The organism is Citrobacter meridianamericanus (assembly GCF_041320245.1).
GTDB classification, from domain to species: Bacteria; Pseudomonadota; Gammaproteobacteria; order Enterobacterales; family Enterobacteriaceae; genus Citrobacter; species Citrobacter meridianamericanus.
This window is the reverse complement of sequence record NZ_CP101036.1, coordinates 2704559-2724213: the sequence shown is the minus strand read 5'-3', so window position 1 is coordinate 2724213 and position 19655 is coordinate 2704559. Positions and strand designations below refer to the sequence as shown.

The following is a 19655-nucleotide window of genomic DNA, read 5'->3' as shown; positions in this document are numbered from 1 at the left end:
CCGAAAACCCGTATGTGGTGCCCTCTGAGTAACCGTGACATTGAAGAATCATTTGACGAGTTTGTAGATGGTTATACATTCCCTAATGAAGATTTTGGCGGTGATTTTCGTCAGGCTCGCAAGGCTCTTGATGCCCAACTTCAAAACTATAATCGTATGGTTTTGGATGCCCGGATTGAAATGATTAGGCGCTGGCTGGCTGCTGAGTTCGGTTTACATCTCGGTGTATTTCGTGGATATGGCCTTTATAATTATAAGGATCATGCGCCGTTATATGCCTATAACGACACTAATCGCCAGGAATTAGGATGTCTTTATGTTGGTGGCAATGAAGGGACTGTATTTATACAGATTAACGGGAAGGGGTGTCAGCATGTATTTTCTGGTACATCACCTGAACACCTTCATAAATGGTTTACTCATATTGGTGTGGTGAAGCTGGCTCGTCTTGATTTATGTGTGGATGATTTCGATGGTGTATTCACGGTAGAACATGCTTACAGTGACTTTAAAAATGATGCGTTCTATCGTGGAAGGGGTCGCCGTATAGACAGTAAAAAAGGCTATAAATACACAATAGGTGATGAAGAATCACTAAAGATAGGTAGTCGTAAATCATTGCTTTACTGGCGAATTTATAATAAGGCTCTGGAACTTGGTCTTGATTTAATCTGGAATCGTTCTGAGGCTGAATTAAAAGATGTTTCTGTTGATATTCTGCTTGATATTCGGGGGTATTTTACGGGGCTTTGTGATTATGCAGCCCAGCTTAATCCGGCTGAACCCCGCAAAATAAATCCGTTCCGTCCGTCGCTGTCTGACACACGTAAGGCTTTGAGTTCCTTTGATTCAGAGGTGAAATGGCTTCGTACTCAGTGTTCAAAAAGCTCGCTGCCGTTCTGCATGTTCTGGGCGGCAACGTGGACGTATTTATCAAAACCGTAATAAGAGGTGAGCATATTGACGATGACAGTATAAGAATGCCGATAAATGAAAGTTATGAATATATAGTCCGTGACCAGTTTTTAAAAAGCAGCCCGATACCGTTCTGATAAAGGCTTAGTGTAAGTGGCTTACTTATTGTTCTGGTCAGTCTGAATTTTATGTAATTAAATTAAAGGTGATTGATATGTCTGATTTTTCTGATGCTATTATTTGTATTGGTGCTGATGTTATTCCCTGGACTGACAAAAAAACGGGTGAATCTCGTTTAATGTGTCGTGTGAATACGCTTACAGATTATGAAAGCAATGACCGTTCCACAGGTTATGGCTTTATTGCTGAAGAGGTTCCGGAGGATGATTGCGGCAAACTGACACTTTATCTTCAAAGTGAATATAAGCTGGCACGCTCTAAGGGCTATGATTTTATTTATATCATCCCCCGATTTAAACGTTCTGCCCGTGGTCGTGGTGATGGTAAAAGTGTTCTTGGCGGTTTTGAACTTGCTGGCTATGGTAATTTCAGCCGTGTTCCGCTTGATGCCAAACCCTCTGCTATTGAAAAGCAGTCTGTTAAATCCTGATTTGTTCGGCCCTTCGGGGCCTCTTCTGACGTGGGGTAATTGTGATGATTAAGTCATATCCCGGTATTTCTGACCCGCTGGATTATGCGCGCTTCTGCGATATTAATTCGTTTGATCCGGATTCGCCGTTTATCCGTAAATATTATAAAAAGTCTGTCGCTGAACTGGCAGGGCATCAGCAGCGGTCTGAACTGCGCCGTTCTGCCTGCCGTCCGGCTCCGGTTTTCGCCATTGGCCTGACGTCTGCCATAGAGCTGGCTGTTAGCCATCTGACGGATAATACGGGTTATTCGCGTCCGGTTAAGTATCGCTGCGTTGCCTGTAATATTGAGTTTTCAGGTCAGCGCATTTGTCCCCGTTGTGGTAATCATGTTTATTGCGTTGGGGTTGACTATGAATCATGAAAATGATTTATTTCGCCAGTTAATTGCTTATGCATCCAGTAATGGATATCAGGTTTTTGTTTATTCTTTCTATGCAAGGATTAATATTGACGCTGGTTTTGTATTTTTATCACCATATTCTATTCATAATAAAGTTTGTATTACTAAACATTCGATATACAGAAATATTAAAGCAGTAGAGATTTCTGTCGATGATTTCAGGGTGATGTTTGTCAAAGGGAAGTAAATTATGGCTAATGAACTGACGGGAACAATTTGTAATGTGGCTGATAAAGTCTGCCAGACCGTATCTGTTGATGTGGCAAGTATTCCTGTCAGTCTGTCATTGTCAGCGCCTGATTATGCTGACTCAGCGCCTTATTTTATTCTTTCCTTTTCCACGGTCATGTCGTTATGGCTTGTCTCCCATTGTGCGGGGGTTATTATTAAATTAATCAAGGAGGGGTAAACTGTAAGTGTTATTGTTCTTTCTGTTTCTTTTAATTTAAGTCAAAGAGGATTTTATTATGTCTAAATATTTTGTTGCGATTTTGTTTTCCATCCTGTCGGCTCAGGCTTTTGCGGCGGGAACCACGGTTGATTTTACGCCTATTTCAGGATCCGTTGATTATGCTTCGGTCATTGCTGCAATTATGGCTGTGGGTGGCGTGGTTGCGGGGCTGTATGTTGTTGTCAATGGTGTTAAAAAACTGATTAGTTTCCTCAAAGCGGCTTAATTATTAACAGGAGCGGGGAAGGGGCAACCTTTCCCCTTTTATTTATGGGTGATATCTGGCACGTGCTTTTTTCTGTGGGGGCTGTTATGCGCTTACGTCGTTATTATTGGCCTGAAAGGGTAGCGGTTTATTTTCTTATTATCTTTCTGCTGACGTTTTCCTTTCCACGGCCTTCTCATGCCATTTTACCTTTCCTTCTTGCTGCCGTTCCGCTTGCCACATCTTCTGTTGTCGAGGTCATGGCGGTCTCTACTGCGGCGTCGGTTGCAACGGGCGTTATCACCACGGTTGTTCTGGGTGAGACTATTCGCGGAATGAATAACGAATTAGACAGGGTAACTTTTGCGGAAACTGTGGGTAATAACCTGCGTGCTGAGGGGCGTATTCCTGCGGTGGGTGCCACGGCTGTGGCGATGGGGGTTATAAATCCTTCGGCGTTTAATGTGGAAACGTATCAGGGGAAAATTGTGAATGTTACATCTCCGGCAGAACTGGCTGCATTATCCCCGAAAATTTCAGGTGCTGAGGCTCTCTATGGTGCGCCGTCCAGGGTAAATCCTGTTCCTGTCTTAATACCGCCGTTGAGTCCGGCTTACTATCCGACCGTATCCACTGATGCGGTAATGTCTCCGGCTCCCACCGGAGTTTATAATATTTCTTCATCGGGTTTTGATAACAGCTTTAATCCCAATAAATACGGCTATGCCACGGCAAACACGGCTGACAACTTACTTGATTTATACATCGCGGGACGTGCGGAAACCATTAATCAGGTCCATGCGCGGGCGGTCAGTGATTATGCGTATTTTCTTCGCGTGTGTGCACATTGCGTTACGGGTGGTGAACGTTATCCCGCCAGTAATATAAAGGAAATCTACACTCCCTTGCACGTCGATGATTTTTATTTTCCTGATTTGTTTAAGTCTGTTACTCATTCTGACGCGAGAGGTCAGTATAATATTAACGGTTCGATTGTGTCCCTGCCTTATGTTTCATCTCTTTCTGTTTCCATTCCGCCACTTATTTTTAATAATAAATACAGGGTTGATACTTATTATCGTGATAAAAATAATGAATATATTTTACAGTCGTCAGTAATAAAAAATAATAAACAGGAATCACCTGGCTATTTTTTTACGTCGCAGGACGTTTCCCTTCATCGTCGCTTGCGGTAAAGGAGAACACGACAGGCATGGGGGCGGTGGTGACGTCACCGCTGCATACACAACCCCAGGTCATGGCAGAACTGGCGCGCGCCCCTTTAACGGCGGCTCAGGTGGCCTCAATGCTTAACACTGCATGGGCGGCGGCGTCTTTACGTCCAGGCTATGCCGGACTCCCTTACAGCCCGTCAGTGGCGATTTCATCGGCAACGGTTGCTGAGGTGATGACCGCCAGAAATCTTAATTTATCCGTGGCTGACCTGCTGGAGCCTGTGAGTAAAACGGGTTACTGGGATATGCCTGTCTACAATATTACGCTTAATCAGTATGTGTCTAACACGTATATTGAGCAGGTGCCCGAACTGGATTTCGGGACTGACCCCAATATACAGCCCCCGTTTTACCTGCGCCGCTGCCGATGGATGTTATTCTTGCACCGATAACAAATATCCTCCCGTTTATGCATGATATAAGCCTGCGCTCACGCGCGGCACAGTGTCCGGTTTTTGAGGTTAATATTGAATACCTGGGTAAACGTTTTATTCTGGAAAATCACTGCAAAATAATGAATAACATCGCGCCGCTCATATCCTTATTTTTCATGACAGGATGGTCGATGCTGGCGCTTTTTATTGTCGTCAGGCGAAGGGGGTAAAAGTGGACAGGACATTCATGCCGTTTGTTTTTTCTTTTTCTTTCAGGCAGGGATAAAACACGGGGTAAAAATCATTTCCTTGCCAGGCGGTTTTTTCTTTCCGGCTCCGGTGCTGTCTGGCCTCCTTTTTTAAGGCAATTACGCAACATTAAATTACGCGTGAGAATGCAACGCTCGCCGCAGTTCACGTCCCGAGCGACGCGAGTTAGTGAACGAGGAAGCGTAAGTGTACTGAGGGTGAGAGTGGCACTTACGCGTTTAAGGTCAGTTCTGGCCTGTTCTTTCCGGCCTGACACACGGACGGTAAATAAAATGCTGCCAGCAAATGAAAATGTTCAGGGCGCGGGTGTTGTCCTGGCCTTTATCTTTTGGGGGTTAAAGTGAACAGACTGTATGCGGTTATCCCGCTGTGCCTGACGTTTTCGGCGACAGCAGAGCCATTACTGAATGGAAATATACTGGATTCGTCCGGCGTGATAGATGAATTATTGTCAGTGTCATTTTCCGTTTCCCTTACCCAGGCTGTGAAATATTACCAGGGTAAAGAGGACACTGTGCTCGCGCCTGATGCGTATGCCCAAACGATAAAACGGGCGTCCGAAAAGTTATCCCTGAACCTGAATCCCTCCCGATATTCCCGCCTGAACGGGGTGTCATATGCAAACTTATTCCTGAATGCCAGGGTGGTGAATATAAATATGTTTAATGCGGATGATTTAAGCTCTGAGTATTCAAAATATCCGGCGTCAGTAACATGGGTTTCCTCGCTGCCTGACGGAACGTATTATGAGGGTGAATACGGGGAGGCGTCATCGCTTAATCCTTTACCGTTATTCAGTATGAAAATCGTTTCTGACACGTTTGAAAGTAAGGGCGTGGCCCGCATAGCAGAAAGTGCGGGCGCGGATGTTTATTCCCTCCGTTATAAAAACGGGTATATCGTTGCCGATACGGCACAGGGCGTGGTTGATTTTTATTCCGGCCTGTATGCTGATGCGGCGTATAAGATTATTTATCAGCGCCATGCTGAGTATGAAAACATTATGATGAATACCTATGACAGTGACGGGACGCCGAAATATTCGGGGTGTACGCTGACGCTGGATAACACTAAAACCCTGACGCCGAAAGGAAGATACAGTGATTACAGTGTTAATGGTGAGTCTGTTTATCTGAACAGTTCTTATGAGTTTGAGGCGGGTTATACCGGAAAGAGTGTCTGTACTGTTTCCGGTTCGTCCCTGACTGACGAAAGGTCTTTTGGATTTTCCCCTTATCGGGAAAGCAGACTGTCAGTATTAATGCCCCTTTATATTTTCCTGCTGAGGTGCGTCATGTTGTCCGCTCTCCCTTTGAGGGGGACGCCACGTTATTAATGTCTTACTCTGCGTCAATGCGGCGTACTGCTCTGCTGGCCTCTGCGTTTTCATTACTGCTCAATAACGCATGGGCGGCTGCGGCGGCGGATGAGGGTTACAGCGGCGTACCTTACACATCGTCTTTGTCTGTCACGTCTGCGGTGGTTTCACAGGTGATGAATGAGCGTTCCCTGAACCCGACCGCAGCGGATTTATTCACGCCTGTAAAGGGGATGCCATTCATTTAATGCAGTGGGATGACACGCAGAACGCCTATATCAGTCATGAAATGGCCTCTAAACAGGAATCGGTCAAAGTGGATTTTGGTCCTGATCCTGGCATCCAGTCGCCGGACCTTGATGATGGCGGGACTATCGATAAAATTCTTTCCCCGATTACGTCAGTGATGCCGTTTTTACAGAAATTTGAGTTAACGACTCATGCCGTCCAGTGTCCGGTAATTAATATCCCGTTTTACGATAAAAGTTATTCGATGGATTCATTCTGTATCCTGGCTGAGAACAATAAAAAGTTAATTGCCCTGTTCTTTGTTATTTGCTGGACCATGCTGGGCCTCATTATTCTGGTCCGATAAGGAGTGTTTTATGTACCGTATTCTTGTTTCTGCAATTAATTATCTGCTGGGCTGGGTGTTAAAACAGGCCACCATGAAGGCCATTATCTTTGGAGCGTTAACCTTCCTGATATCTGAAATTATGGGCGTGGTGAGTAAGCTGCTGCCGGAGTCCACAAACCTGATTTCACTCTTTGACCAGTTACCGGATACTGCCTGGTATTTTATCAACCTCTCACAATTACCGTTTGGCTTATCCGTGGTGTTTTCCGCCCTGGTGACACGCTTCATTATTGGGATGATACCCGTTGTCGGGCATTAAGGGGGCGTTATGGCAATTTCTGGTTATATCGGCATACCGGGTTCCGGCAAGTCGTATGAGTGTGTCGCTAACGTGCTGTTGCCTGCCGTTCTGTCGGGGCGGCGGGTCATTACGAACATTATCGGTGTCGTGCCTGACGTTGTGTATGATTATTGCGTGGATGTACTCAGGGCTGACCGTGACGCGCTTGGGATACTGATTGTTGTTGATGATGATGCCATGAAAAAGCGGGATTTTTTCCCGTATAAAGGCCGTGATGGTTTAGCTGTGGCTGACACGTTCTGTAAGCCAGGTGATTTAATTATCGCCGATGAAATACACCGTTTATGGGATAAAGATTCGGCTATCTGTAATGAACATCGTTCGTTTTTTGCAGAGCATCGTCATTTTACTGACGCTGAAACGGGGATTTCCTGTGACTTTGTTTTTATGAATCAGTCACTGGCGACGGTGGCTCGTTTTATTAAGGACCGTACATCCAAGACGTTCAGAATGACAAAACTCACGGCGCTGGGGTTATCAAAGCGTTATCGGGTTGATGTGTTTGAAGGGGTCAGGCTGACAAAATCAAGCCGTATTCAGTCCTATCAGTGCAGTTATAAAAAGGAGATATTCCCGCTTTATAAATCCTATGATGGCGTGAACGGTAATGAACAAACGGTTGATAAGCGGGAATCCGTATTACAACCTAAATTTGTTTTTCTCTATATTTTATTACCGCTGGCCTTTATATGCTTTGGTGTTTATTACACCATTAAATTCTTTTCGCTGGCATCTTCACCATCAGAAACGGCTGATGCTGCTGTCACCCAGACAACAGCGGCTGCGGGCGGGGTTTCGCAGGTGCCACCCACGCCGCCACCGCCTCCGCGCCCTGTGGTTTCAGCTGACTGGCGTATCGGCGGGCGGTTAGTGAAAAATAATATTGGCTTTATTGTGCTGATTAATACTGACGGGAGAGTCAGAACGGAACCGCTTACTTCATTCACGTTTAACGGGCTGTTTATGTCCGGTGAAATAGATAACGAAAAAATAACGGTGTGGTCTGGTCAGATAACAAAAGGGGCATCAAAATGAAAGGGATTATATTTTCAGCGCTTTTACTGATTTCCGGTAGTCTGCATGCAGCCGGTGTTTCACTGGAACTTAACAGGGTGGCATTGCCTGAAGCCATTAACCTGATTTACAGCGAAGTATTCAGCCGTCCGTATATGCTCGCGCCGGAACTGGCGAATGATCCGCGTCTTGTTTCGCTTCGCATCACGCCGGAAATTGATGAACGGGCATTTATTGAACGTTATTTTGGCAACCTGAATATTAAAATCCATTCTAAAAACGGGACTGATTATGTTGCGCCAGTGAAAGCGGCTGCGGCGGCTGAACCACGGCGGGAGGTCTTTGTGTATCAGCCCCGTTTTCGCAGTGTGTCTTATTTGTCTGAGATCCTGAGAACGTTTGTGGAGGGGAATTTCAGCGCTAAACAGGGCGTTGGCGACTTTGATATTTCGCCGGATAAGATTAAGCCGGATACCGCCTCGGATAATCTCAACAGAGCAGGGGACGTGCTTGTTTTTTACGGTACGCGGGAAAACATACGCCGTATGGAGCAGGTTTTGCCGTCAATCGATACGGCTGGCGATGAGGTTTATGTTGCGGGCTATGTGTTTGAAGTGCAGACCAATGAGCGGAACGGCTCCGGCCTCGCGCTTGCCGCCAAACTGCTTAACGGGAAAGTGACCATCAGTACCGGTAATCTGACGGGCGGTTATGAAAACTTTATTCGTATCGGTAGTTCGTCGCTTGATGCGCTGTATGAGTTGTTCCGCACTGACAGCCGTTTTCACGTGGTCAGTTCGCCACGGCTGCGGGTGAAGTCCGGCTATTCGGCGCAATTTTCTGTCGGTCAGGAAGTGCCTGTCCTCGGCGGTGTCGATCGCAATCAGAACTCGTCTTATCAGTCGATTGAGTATCGTAATGCGGGTGTGATCCTCGATGTTAAACCGGACGTGCGCGGCGCGGTGACGGATATCAAAATCAGTCAGCAACTGAGCAACTTTGTGAAAACGGATACGGGCGTGAATGATTCACCAACATTGCTCAAGCGCGAAGTGTCCACGTTCGTGTCGGTTAAGTCGGGCGACATTATCGTATTAGGCGGCCTGGCAGAGACAAAAGACAGCGACGCGAAAACGGGTTTTTCGTTCCTGCCGAAAGCGTTTATGTCGTCGTCAGATGAGAAGTCAAAAACCGATATTCTGATTGTGTTGCAGGTTCACACGACAAAAGCGTAAGGGGGTTAATATGATTAAGAAAGCAGAGATTTTAGATTCTCTTTTATGGCTTGGTTTTATTGAGATTCTGGTTCTTTCATTTTGGGGGCTTATCATGCTGATTTTGCAATCATGGTTAGTGGGTGATGTGATGCTGTCCTATTGTTTTGTTGCTATTACACTGGTGTTTCTTCTGACGGTTTGCTATCTGCTTTCTTTCTGGTTTCATTGTCTCCAGTGCGCGGCGTTCGTCGGTGGTGGCCTGTGCGGTTACGTGAAAAAATGACGTAACAGGCGGGATAATACGTAAAAATTTTAACGTAACTCAAGGAGAGTGAATGATGGGGTTCGAAGCGTTTTGTTGGATAGCGTGTATCGTTTTGGTTTTATATATGCTGATACTTATTTTTCGTCCGTGGTGGCTTGAGCCTGGCGCAGATCCTTTGTCGTGCTGGATAAGGCAAAGACGGTTTGAAAGGTACGGAAAGAAATATAAGTGATGTAAAATGAGATTCAGTTTTTTTGTGCAACTGGCGTTAAAAATTTCGTGGACAACTGCGCTGCAGCTGAATCACCGGCGCGGCGCCATTTCATGAATATCATCAACTTAGCGAAAACGGGCTGCAAAATCGTCCGTTGAAAATTTCTGAACAAAAATGAGCGTCGGAACCTGATTTTATTCACGAGGGGTGGATTTGTTGACCAGAATGACCGGCGCTCATTTTTCCCATATCAGGCATACATAAGCCGTGGTGCGCATAATGTATATTATGTTAAATCATGTTGATTGTTAACTTACTTCATGAACTTAGATGGCTCGCATAAAATCATAGGGTTAAGCCCCCTCTTAATCTTTAGTTTGCTGGCATTATGTTTAAGAGCTATTTTCTTCATATCCACGAACCTCTCTGAGGATGTCTCAGATGTATGTACTTGACCAGTTGAGCGTTGCTCCTAACCGGCGACTTTGGACATTGGTTGACACCACTACTAACTTACCGCTTCTGTTTCCACTTCTCTTTCTCATTGATCGCTTAGCTTCACGTTCCGAATCCACGCAGTCATCTACGCTACAGGCTCTAAAGTTTTTTTATGAGTACTGGTATCAAAAACATAGTGTCACTTTCTGTTTGAGCTTCCAATTGTCTGGATACAATCCTTCGATTGCGGTTAGTGAGCTTGAAGCATTTCTTCATTATCTTGAATCAGGAAAGCTTATGTTGCCTACACTCGGATATGCAGTAATTAGCAAGCACAATACGACTATAAATCATGTACATGCAGTCTGCCGTTTTATAAACTATCTGATCAATACTTACGTTTCTCCTCGTTATATGGATGGCACCCCAAAAGAGCTTTCTCGTTATGCTTTACAATTATCCAAGCGTTTGTCGACCTATCGTTCTGATTTTCGACCCAGCAAGCAAAAGCATTCACACAAACATTTTAATAGCCTTACAGCAGACATGGTCAGGAGATTTTATGAGATTATTAGACCAGAATCGTCTTTCAAGCCAAATCCTCTTAATCCCTTCCCTGCTGGAGAAGTTCAATTCAGAAATTATTTAATCTGTCGTCTTCTTTTGAATTATGGTTTGCGAGTAAGTGAATTGCTCCTGTTAGAAAAACACTCAATTAAACCTAACATCCAAGGCGGACAATTCAGTATCATAGTGACCTCTGTAGATGATGATGTCAGAGATCCAAGAAAACGATTGCCGTCATTAAAAAACTCATGGGCGCATCGAGTTTTAGCGTTAGACATAAATGATTACAACCACTTGAAAATATACATTGATAAAATAAGTAAAAATACCTCTCATAACTTCATATTCACATCAACAAAAAGTAACTTGCCTCCTCTATCATATCACTCTATATATGATATTTTCTCAAAAATTGATTGTGTATTTAAAAAAGAGTACCCGCAATTCAGCGATGAAAAAAGTATTGATTCTGTAGTTAGCATAACCCCACACGTAACTCGCCATACATGGGCTTATTTGATCTTAAAGAGAATTTATGCTGCTAAATATCAGTCTGTTATGAGAAATTGCAAGCTTGCCGGAGTTGATTTCGCTATTGCAGGTCTGATGAGTGAAGCTAAAGATGAGCTTCGTCTTTTAGGTGGATGGAGTCATAATAGCCGCATGCCAGAATTCTATGCCCGGCGTTTTCTTTCTGAGCGAGCTAATTTTTCCAATGTCAGACGTATTGCCGCTGACTCCTCAGAGGATGAATTTTTTTCATTGATACATCAAGCGTTTAGGGAGGTTATCAAATGAATAAAATCCCAGTAATAGAAAGCGAAGATAAGCATGTCTTTTTTTCACGTGAACAAATGATACAAATAAAAAGTCTCTACATCCCTTCAAAAATCCACTTAAGGTCAGCTGATGTTTTTGATGACAAGAATATATTTGCAGAGACTAATGATTGGGTGTTCCATTACTCAGGTAGCCAGTCACACATTAATTTCAAAACGGATGATTACACGACTAAACTAATTAAGTATATATTATACCGTTATGCATCATCAAAATCTCCTGGGACTATTTATCGTGTGCATCGCGCATGGCTAGACGCAATTGAATATGCTTCGAAGCAAGGAATGTTTAACTTTAAATTGTTAAGTTCTTTCCTTGAAAATGAAAACTTATTGCCGACTTATTTTTTTTGTATTGTTTTTGGTCTGAAAATTCTTTGTGTAGATGAATTTCCGGGTTTTACTTTAGATGACTACGAAGACCTTGAATTGATCCCTCGCCCTAATTCAAATGATTGGAATGTATATCAAAACATAGATAATATTCTTGACCCATTTGAAAAGAACATGATCAGCAAAGGCCATTTTTGAAATGGCTGCCGCTATCTCACGAGGCAGAAAATACAATCTGGTGGACCTTCGCAATGCCACTGTTCTGGGGCTAAGTTATGTCACAGGTAGTCGTCCGGTTCAGTTAGCTAAATTGGCTGCTGGTGACTTTCGAATCGATACTTGCAATACGACAACAGGGTTGGTTCGTTATAGCGTACTTTTACCTTATGCTAAACAAAGGCACGTCACTACGGATCGGTTGATTCTGGCGCTCCCGCCAGAAATAGGTGCACTGGTTAAGCATTATATAGATGAAGCCAGATTATTACCTACCGATAAAATGTTTAATATGGGGGGATCAGCGCCTAAATTTGTTTCTCAGTCGATTAGCCAAACGATTCTATCCTTTAGCCCACAAGATTACCAGTTTGCCGTATCGTGCGGTGAAGCCGCCCTACCTTCAATAACATCAACTGATTTGCGCCACAACGTTGGTCACTCACTTGCAATGCAGGGCGCTAGTGCAGAGGAAATTGCTCACATTCTCGGCCATTCATCTCTGGTTGTAGCAAAGCACTACATCCGTGCGACCCCAGCCTTGGCATTGATCCGTGCTAAAGCACTCGGTTCTAACCCTGTGTGGCAAAACATGGTGGCTATGATGCATACTGGGAAACTAGTTCCTTCAAAAGAATGGGAAGGTCGACGCGTGGTTGGTATGGTTGGTGATCGATTACACTATGAGATCGGTGGCTGTGCGAGAACCGATGATGAATGCCCCTTCTGTGAAGTTCGTTGCTGCTATGGTTGCTTATATTACCGCCCTTTCCTTGATGGCCATCACCAGGGCGTATTGAATAGCGTCTCTAAAGAAGTCGATGAGCTGATAGCAGTATCAGATAGTGTTGGTAATGCTCTCAATCCACTAATTTCTATCCACGAGACGACGCAAATAGAAATCAAGTCAGTGATTGCCCGTTGTCATTTGCATAACGTCAGAGGTTGTGGGAAATGAAAAAAAATATAGCGAACTTTGAGACTTTTATCATAGAACAGAAAGCTTGGTTCGAAGAGAATCTGGCAGCAGATTTTGCAGAATCATGGGATAGCTTTGTCTGGATATGTGGGATCAAAGGCTCCGGCTGGTTACGTGGCAATGGGGCTAATTTATTACGTTTTGATGAGGTTAACCGGCTCAAAGGGATCGATGATCGCCATACAGTATCCGAGCCTTATCAGTTATTCATGAAAGCGATGCTGGTACTCGTCTATCGAGGGAGAAATCGCAGTATTTCCTCTGCGGTTGCTGTCGCAACGCTGATTATTTTGAAACGATGGTACTGCGCTCTCATTAAGTTAACTGGGCAAACACATCCCATCTATCTGACTACAGATGTCGTACGTAGCGCAATGGATACTCTGAGTGCAGCATCCCGGCCAGGTGATACCAACCTAGCCAACTACAAGGGGCGTTGTGTTAAGATTCAGAAATTAGTAAACCATCACGCCTTCACATTAGTAACATTGCAATATGTTTCCGATGATTGTTATACCAATCAGACTAATTTGACCCGGAAAGCCCGGGAAACAATCTCACTAAAAGAAAAAGACAAACTGGATGATACTTCCACTGATGGTGAAGATACACTGATTACCATTAAAGGTTTCCTCAATATCGTGTCGTTAATCCAGCGAGTTGAAAGCGGTACTGAAAAGATTGCCCTCAATTGTCTTCTGTTACTGATCGTCACTGGATTCCGTTCTGTTGAGGCATTCAATCTCAGACAGGATGCCTTGGTCAAACGACATATAGATAACTCTGACCTCAGCAAACGTCTGCGGAATAAAGGATTGCCAGATTATTTTCTTGGCATACGCTATGTTGGTGTTAAGGGGGCTGGCGAACGAACGCATTGGGTCGAGCCTTTAGCTGTACCTCTGGTCGAAAATATATTTAAGTCGGTGAGGTTACTAACAGCTGAGTTTCGCAAACATATCGAATATTTACGATCAAAAAAATTTTCTGATTATTTACCAAAGCCAATCAGTGATATTACCAGTGAACTCGTTGAGCTTGATGATATTGTAAAATACATAGTCCAATCCTCATCAGAGCTTCGGGGGCGTGCAGGCTTACGTGATAAAGCTTCGAAAGCATTAGAGAAACGTGGCTTTATACCGGCAAAAGTCATCCTTAAATCAGGTAATGAAAAAGAAAAATATTTTACAAAGTCTGATCTTAGTCATTTTCTTAAAAGTGAATTCGGTGATAACAGTGCAAATACTCCCTGTACTCATGCATGGGCAGAAAATGGCAAAAGATATGAGATTAAATATGAAGAGCTATTGTTCCTTTTCCCCAAAGGATCACTGACTCTCAAGAGAGTATTGCAACTAAAAGCCACGCCACTACCTCTAAATAATAACGGCCTAAACAAATTTCTAGGTAACGTTGCTGGCTATGTATCTGTTTTCAGCAAATACAGGTTGCTTGAAGATGACGGCCGCCCTACTCAGCTCCGAACGCATATCCCTCGACACAATATTAATACTTTTCTCGCAATTGCAGAGATCTCAGACCACTTACAAGCGATGTTGATGGGGCGTGTTGATATTACTCAAAATCAGCATTATCAGCACCTGGCTCTCAAGGAACGGCGAAAAGCAGCTTCTCTAACCCCTTTAGTTCGAACCGTACCGGAGCAGTCAGCATTTACTGCTGTTAACGTTGATTCACCTCTCGATATGGTAAAGCAAAGCGATTTAATGACGTTTAATAGTACCCAAACTCTGGAAACCAACATAAAGGCAAACCTGCATACCTTTGATGATCGTAACGATGTTGCTGGTTTCATTGAAGCGTCGTCAGGGGATGGATTATTCGAAGACATAGCCGCTGCGTTCGAGGAAATCAGTAAAAATGAAGGGCCATTACAAGCGTCAGAGATGGTACAAAGGCATGCGGTATTGCATCCATTAAAACTGGGCTCCTGCATGAGAGACGTTAACTTGTGGGGATGCCCTTATCGAATGAAGTGCCAAGCATTGAAACCCTGTGAGCATTTCACGTTGACAGGTCGTATTGATGAATACTCAACTATTGCAGTAAAAGGTCGGGCATTAAACGAGGCTTCGCTCGCTTTTGAACAGTATATCGCGGCCCTTCCAGACAACCAGTTAATACAAGGCAATATCGAAGAAAATCTAACTCACCTGGATGCCTTAAGCGAGCAATTACGCAGGCGCTCAAACTTGTTACAAGTTCTCTCTGCTCGAGAGATTCTGTCTGGAGAGATAAAAGTGGAAGGTGAAATTCGTACATTAGCTCAATTATTTGCCCTTGAGCACCATAAAAACAAAGAGGAAGAAAACTAATGCGTGGTAAAGAATTGGATACTCAGATAGAGCATGAACTCCAGTTGATGTTGATTGAAGGGTTTGATAAATCGCCTATTTCAGCTAAAAACTTACATGCCAGACTTAAATCAAAAGGAATCATTAATGGTGGCTTAAGTACATTAAGTAACATTGAACGAAGGCGTCTTATTGCAGCCTATGTCGATCAACAACTATCGCCTCTGAATCTTCGTCCCAAAGAAAAACAGCAGTATGTGAACCGTAAGACTCGGCAGGCCTTGCTTGGTCGTAATCAGCAGTTACAGGAAGAGAATAAAGAGCTTCGCGAACAACTAGCTCAGAATACCTTGTCATTGATTGAAATTGTCAAAGCGGTAAAAGTCAATACGGTTATACCGGTAGAAAGCCTTCTTGCTCCGCATTTGATCATGGAATTACACAAAAGGAAAAAAGATCAATGATAGATATAGCGGTATATTCGCACTACGAACTCATGAATAAACACCTTGCTCTATTCGAAAGATGAGCATTGCAACTTTCAACGCCCACTCATTAGAGTCCATTTTCTCAGAGGCGTCTACTACTGTAATGCCCTGCTTGGTTTATTGCACTGCACTTTTGTTACCTTCAAAAAGTTTAGCAGGCGTTTGTACAACATCATTTTTTGTCAGCAGTGTTGTCACCTGAAGACGTTTTGAGTGCTTCGATAAGTTTACTTCGCTCTTCCTCTGTCATTCGGGATATGAGTAATGCAAGTTCTGCTGTCGTCTGATCATCACAAAAAAAGTAGTTCAACGGCACGTTTAACTCTGCCGCCATCCGTCGAAGCGTATCAATGTCGGGGACATGGCGCCCTTTCTCATAGTGATTCATACGACTACTAGCCGATGCGGGATCAAAGCCAATAAGTAGCCCCAGAGAGCGCTGTGATAGTCCCGCCCTGCATCTCGCTTCTTTAAGTCGTTCTGGTATCGGTTTTTTTTCTGACACTGAATCATCTTCATCGGCCTCGGATGCTTAGATTGTCTAAGTATCTGTCATTGTTGTATACTTAGCAATCCTAAGTTAACAGCCTTTTTTTAGTGATATGAATAGTAGAGTAACCAACCCTGAGTCGTACATATTTTCTGCAATCATCTATATTGGCAAAGATAACTTCACCAGTAACGAAGTAGCGAAAATTCTTATCGAGCGATTTTCGCTTCCGAAAAATTATTTAAAGGCAAAAGCTTTTGCTTATAACCAAATTCAAGGTCTGGTTAGAAAGGGATTGTTAAATAAAGTAAGAAAATTAGGTGCGTATCAATATTTATACTCAGCTACATCTGAATTCAATGTCGTAAAAGAAAACGTAGAGTTAATTGAGGCACCCAAAAAAAGCCCCTGTCAATTTATTTCAAGTGCTACCAGTCATGAACATAGCAATGTAAACATTCAAATAAGAACTCTTATTGAAAAATACAGCAGCGAGTTGGAAAAAGTATCAGGAGCAAAGGAGATTTATGAAGAATTGATAATTGCCGTGCCGAGCAGGGAAAATGAATTCAGGAAACTTTCTCTCGAACAAGAGAAAAAGCAAATTAAGATAAATGAAAAAATAAACACATTGATTGGGATTTTTAATAAAACCATTGCAATAAAGCAATGACTTTAAAAAAACATTTAAAGTTAAATAAGTTCATGAAAGAGAGAGGGCGAAGCAGAGTCCGCCCTCTCCCTTCATACCCTGATCAGCCTCATTACAATGAGGTTAACAGCGTACACCACTATATGCTAGTCCTTAATAAATATAATCCCAGCCAGAGCGAGATGCAACCTTTAAAATTCAAGCAGTACTAGTTAAACAACGAGTTCATCCTTACACCTTTTAAACTGTAAAGTAATAAAACACCTTACAGGCTGTTTTTTACGAGGATTGAATTTATTATGAAGACATCGATATGGCCACGTACTTATGGATACTATTTTTCCCGTTAGACTTCTAAGCCAGTTACGTCCACTTTTAATTGGTTTTCGTAAATCAAAAGGATTAACTCAAAGAGAATTATCTGCCATGTTGGGTGTAACTCAGCAGACTTATGCTCGCCTTGAAGCAAATCCTTCAAAAGCAAGTTTTGAGCGTCTATACAAAGTGTTAAATATTTTAGGGGTGGAGATTTCGCTCAGTTCTGCACCTCTTTCAACTTATACAAAGCCTACGAATTTTGTAGAAAAGGAGTTTGATTCACCGGCAAGGCGTGAGGAATGGTGATAGGAGCAAGCCTATTTGATAGGTCTAGACATCAGGCACCGCCTCTAAGCATTTGATCTGTATCCCCATTGATCAACTCAGACTGTTTAGCCACGACCGATTCTGGCTCGGTGCGGATAAATTGACCAGTTTAAATGTCCGCTGTGAGCGAAAAGCGGACTTAATATAACATGAAGGCACGTTGACTATCCTGCGCCTGGTGCCGAGATATGGACATCATCTTTTTACTAAATTTTTAATTTTTCAGCAAAGTTCTGCATATATAACATATGTGTTGATATTTTTAGGGGCGCATTGATATTTGTGAGCTACTCTGTTTTTTAATGCTTGACTTTCAGAAATAAATTTTAACGTAGCCCCTTTTGCGAACAAAACCTCCAACTCATGACCATGCCCGGCTAATTCTTTATCATAGACAAATGCCTTTGTTTTAGTTGCATTCGTTTTTATAACAATGAGATCCAGCCTGTTAGCATCCCATGCTTTTCCCCTCCATTCTCCATTATTTAGAGCAACCTTTGGGCAAAATGATGTAGACAGGACTCTATCAGTTACAAACGTGGAGGAAGGATTACCATGCTTATCACTCGGCCATAGCCCGCCGTGAAATAAGAATTGTCCATCTGGGAGTAATATCCCATATGTCTTGACTGCTTGATCAATAATATTAAAGTCATTTGGCGGGTATGAATCTTGATAATCTAGCAATTCAATAGGCACAAAGGATGGCATTAGGCTTAACCATTTCGAGTACTCATCACTTGTATCAAGAAATTTTGCAACAAACCTATCAAGCCTTGATTCATGTTGGTTTGCAGCTAGAAACTCTGCCGCATCCATTGGATGGCAAATAGTTTTATCAATCTGTACGTTGATACTCACACAAGGTTTCCATATACCTTGCTTTATCATTTCCAAACTTTCTTCATTAGTAGGTTCGCGTGTTTTCCATATGTCATGTGGAACACCGAATGGATTGATACTTTTAATATTCATAACAAACCAAATTTAGCTTAAGGTTAACTACATGAATAGTTGATATTATTGAATAACTTTTCTAGAGTCAAATGTATGTACTTGACCTGCCCCCTGGATTAGATACAACCCTCAGTTAGTAATGTCGGTTGGTTTTTCTTCATATTTCCCGTTTCGCCAGCCCGCTGCAAATTCCGCTGGCGTCTGGTAATTCAGCGATGAATGTGGTCGGCACTCGTTATAATCCTGTCGCCAGTCATTAATCGTTTTCCTGGCATAAGCAATATCGCTGAACCAGTGCTCATTCAGACATTCATCGCGAAATCGTCCGTTAAAGCTCTCAATAAATCCGTTCTGCGTTGGCTTGCCCGGCTGGATTAAGCGTAACTCGACACCATGCTCAAAGGCCCATTGATCGAGTGCGCGGCAGGTAAATTCCGGGCCCTGATCGGTTCTTATTGTCGCCGGATAGCCCCGAAACAGCGCGATACTGTCCAGAATACGCGTAACCTGAACGCCTGAAATACCGAAAGCGGCGGTGATCGTCAGACACTCCTTCGTGAAATCATCCACACAGGTCAGGCACTTGATCCTCCGACCGTTGGCCAGTGCGTCCATAACGAAATCCATCGACCAGGTCAGGTTCGGCGCATCTGGGCGCAGAAGCGGAAACCGTTCGGTCGCCAGCCCTTTACGACGTCGTCTGCGCTTTACGCTCAGTCCATTAAGGCGGTAAATGCGGTATACCCGCTTGTGATTGACGTGATGGCCTTCCCGACGCAGTAGTTGCCAGATCCGCCGATAACCAAAACGTCTGCGTTCAAGCGCCAGCTCAGTGATACGCCCTGATAAATGAGCATCAGCAGATGGACGCTGAGCGTCATAACGGCAGGTCGACAGGGACAAACCGGCCAGTCTGCAGGCACGACGTTGCGACAGACCGGTCGCATCACACATCAACACTACGGCTTCCCGCTTCTGGTCTGTCGTCAGTACTTTCGCCCAAGAGCCACCTGAAGCGCCTCCTTATCCAGCATGGCTTCGGCAAGCAACTTCTTGAGTCGGGCGTTCTCCTCTTCAAGCGATTTAAGCCGCTTCACCTCAGGGACTTCCATGCCGCCAAACTTCTTACGCCAGGAGTAAAAGGTGGCGTCTGAAATGGCGTGCTTACGGCAGAGCTCACGTGCAGAAACTCCGGCTTCCGCTTCACGGAGGATACTGATGATCTGTTCGTCGGAAAAACGCTTCTTCATGGGGATGTCCTCAT

General features: G+C 43.7%; 25 protein-coding genes. 22 read left to right on the top strand and 3 right to left on the bottom strand.

Going from position 1 to position 19655, the window contains the following annotated elements:
• The first annotated feature begins 12 nt into the window (after positions 1-12).
• The 20 genes from NMD08_RS13100 (at position 13) to NMD08_RS13005 (ending at position 15623) form a co-directional block, all read left to right on the top strand.
• Positions 13-945, top strand: a complete 933-nt coding sequence (locus NMD08_RS13100) for a replication initiation factor domain-containing protein (RefSeq protein ID WP_370618245.1) — start codon at positions 13-15, stop codon at positions 943-945.
• 184 nt (positions 946-1129) lie between these two features.
• On the top strand, positions 1130-1525 hold the full coding sequence (locus NMD08_RS13095) for a hypothetical protein (RefSeq protein WP_370618243.1): 396 nt from the start codon (positions 1130-1132) through the stop codon (positions 1523-1525).
• Between the two features lie 44 nt (positions 1526-1569).
• Positions 1570-1929 (top strand): putative zinc ribbon protein, encoded by a 360-nt coding sequence (locus NMD08_RS13090; RefSeq protein ID WP_370618241.1) that lies wholly within the window; start codon positions 1570-1572, stop codon positions 1927-1929.
• On the top strand, positions 1919-2155 hold the full coding sequence (locus tag NMD08_RS13085) for a hypothetical protein (RefSeq protein ID WP_370618239.1): 237 nt from the start codon (positions 1919-1921) through the stop codon (positions 2153-2155). Before NMD08_RS13090 ends, NMD08_RS13085 begins: the two co-directional genes overlap by 11 nt.
• Before the next feature lie 3 nt (positions 2156-2158).
• The gene (locus NMD08_RS13080) at positions 2159-2377 is read left to right on the top strand and encodes a hypothetical protein (protein ID WP_370618237.1); all 219 of its coding nucleotides are present in this window, start codon (positions 2159-2161) and stop codon (positions 2375-2377) included.
• A 58-nt stretch (positions 2378-2435) separates the two neighbouring features.
• Positions 2436-2645, top strand: a complete 210-nt coding sequence (locus NMD08_RS13075; protein WP_370618235.1) for a hypothetical protein — start codon at positions 2436-2438, stop codon at positions 2643-2645.
• A gap of 86 nt (positions 2646-2731) precedes the next feature.
• A complete protein-coding gene (locus NMD08_RS13070; RefSeq protein ID WP_370618233.1) occupies positions 2732-3820 on the top strand; it encodes a hypothetical protein in 1089 nt (362 codons plus the stop codon).
• Between the two features lie 29 nt (positions 3821-3849).
• The gene (locus NMD08_RS13065) at positions 3850-4251 is read left to right on the top strand and encodes a hypothetical protein (RefSeq protein WP_370618231.1); all 402 of its coding nucleotides are present in this window, start codon (positions 3850-3852) and stop codon (positions 4249-4251) included.
• A gap of 592 nt (positions 4252-4843) precedes the next feature.
• A complete protein-coding gene (locus tag NMD08_RS13060; RefSeq protein WP_370618229.1) occupies positions 4844-5839 on the top strand; it encodes a hypothetical protein in 996 nt (331 codons plus the stop codon).
• Complete coding sequence (locus NMD08_RS13055) at positions 5839-6069, top strand: hypothetical protein (protein WP_370618227.1); 231 nt, start codon at positions 5839-5841, stop codon at positions 6067-6069. Before NMD08_RS13060 ends, NMD08_RS13055 begins: the two co-directional genes overlap by 1 nt.
• Positions 6069-6416 (top strand): hypothetical protein, encoded by a 348-nt coding sequence (locus NMD08_RS13050; protein WP_370618225.1) that lies wholly within the window; start codon positions 6069-6071, stop codon positions 6414-6416. The genes NMD08_RS13055 and NMD08_RS13050 overlap by 1 nt, the downstream gene beginning before the upstream one ends.
• Positions 6417-6426: 10 nt before the next feature.
• On the top strand, positions 6427-6717 hold the full coding sequence (locus NMD08_RS13045; RefSeq protein WP_370618223.1) for a DUF2523 family protein: 291 nt from the start codon (positions 6427-6429) through the stop codon (positions 6715-6717).
• Between the two features lie 9 nt (positions 6718-6726).
• Positions 6727-7794, top strand: a complete 1068-nt coding sequence (locus tag NMD08_RS13040; RefSeq protein ID WP_370618221.1) for a zonular occludens toxin domain-containing protein — start codon at positions 6727-6729, stop codon at positions 7792-7794.
• Positions 7791-9008 carry a type II secretion system protein GspD gene (locus tag NMD08_RS13035; protein WP_370618219.1) on the top strand — a complete coding sequence of 406 codons (1218 nt, stop codon included), beginning with the start codon at positions 7791-7793 and terminating at the stop codon, positions 9006-9008. Before NMD08_RS13040 ends, NMD08_RS13035 begins: the two co-directional genes overlap by 4 nt.
• 10 nt (positions 9009-9018) lie before the next feature.
• On the top strand, positions 9019-9273 hold the full coding sequence (locus NMD08_RS13030; protein WP_370618217.1) for a hypothetical protein: 255 nt from the start codon (positions 9019-9021) through the stop codon (positions 9271-9273).
• Between the two features lie 637 nt (positions 9274-9910).
• Positions 9911-11272 carry a site-specific integrase gene (locus NMD08_RS13025; RefSeq protein ID WP_174329290.1) on the top strand — a complete coding sequence of 454 codons (1362 nt, stop codon included), beginning with the start codon at positions 9911-9913 and terminating at the stop codon, positions 11270-11272.
• Entirely contained in the window at positions 11269-11844 is a 576-nt protein-coding gene (locus tag NMD08_RS13020; RefSeq protein WP_370618214.1) for a hypothetical protein, read from the top strand. The genes NMD08_RS13025 and NMD08_RS13020 overlap by 4 nt, the downstream gene beginning before the upstream one ends.
• Before the next feature lies 1 nt (position 11845).
• Positions 11846-12820: a site-specific integrase gene (locus tag NMD08_RS13015; RefSeq protein ID WP_370618212.1), complete on the top strand. Its 975-nt coding sequence runs from the start codon at positions 11846-11848 to the stop codon at positions 12818-12820.
• The gene (locus NMD08_RS13010; RefSeq protein WP_370618210.1) at positions 12817-15180 is read left to right on the top strand and encodes a hypothetical protein; all 2364 of its coding nucleotides are present in this window, start codon (positions 12817-12819) and stop codon (positions 15178-15180) included. The genes NMD08_RS13015 and NMD08_RS13010 overlap by 4 nt, the downstream gene beginning before the upstream one ends.
• Positions 15180-15623, top strand: coding sequence for a hypothetical protein (locus NMD08_RS13005; protein WP_042718069.1), 444 nt, complete (start codon positions 15180-15182; stop codon positions 15621-15623). The genes NMD08_RS13010 and NMD08_RS13005 overlap by 1 nt, the downstream gene beginning before the upstream one ends.
• A 196-nt stretch (positions 15624-15819) precedes the next feature.
• Here NMD08_RS13005 and NMD08_RS13000 read toward each other — a convergent pair whose 3' ends face one another.
• Positions 15820-16152, bottom strand: coding sequence for a helix-turn-helix domain-containing protein (locus NMD08_RS13000; protein WP_072643677.1), 333 nt, complete (start codon positions 16150-16152; stop codon positions 15820-15822).
• A gap of 97 nt (positions 16153-16249) precedes the next feature.
• On the opposite strand from NMD08_RS13000, the gene NMD08_RS12995 reads away from it, so the two are divergent.
• Both NMD08_RS12995 and NMD08_RS12990 read left to right on the top strand, forming a co-directional pair.
• Positions 16250-16810, top strand: coding sequence for a hypothetical protein (locus NMD08_RS12995; protein WP_042718066.1), 561 nt, complete (start codon positions 16250-16252; stop codon positions 16808-16810).
• Positions 16811-17116: 306 nt separating this feature from the next.
• Positions 17117-17413: a helix-turn-helix domain-containing protein gene (locus NMD08_RS12990; RefSeq protein ID WP_047668715.1), complete on the top strand. Its 297-nt coding sequence runs from the start codon at positions 17117-17119 to the stop codon at positions 17411-17413.
• A 243-nt stretch (positions 17414-17656) separates the two neighbouring features.
• On the opposite strand, the gene NMD08_RS12985 is transcribed toward NMD08_RS12990, so the two are convergent.
• Both NMD08_RS12985 and NMD08_RS12980 read right to left on the bottom strand, forming a co-directional pair.
• A complete protein-coding gene (locus NMD08_RS12985; RefSeq protein WP_126296796.1) occupies positions 17657-18409 on the bottom strand; it encodes a hypothetical protein in 753 nt (250 codons plus the stop codon).
• A gap of 111 nt (positions 18410-18520) precedes the next feature.
• Positions 18521-19641 (bottom strand): IS3 family transposase gene (locus tag NMD08_RS12980; RefSeq protein ID WP_174329286.1). Its coding sequence is split into 2 segments (ribosomal slippage): positions 18521-19383 and positions 19383-19641, totalling 1122 coding nucleotides; the frame shifts between segments, so codons are not numbered across the junction.
• Between the last annotated feature and the right edge of the window lie 14 nt (positions 19642-19655).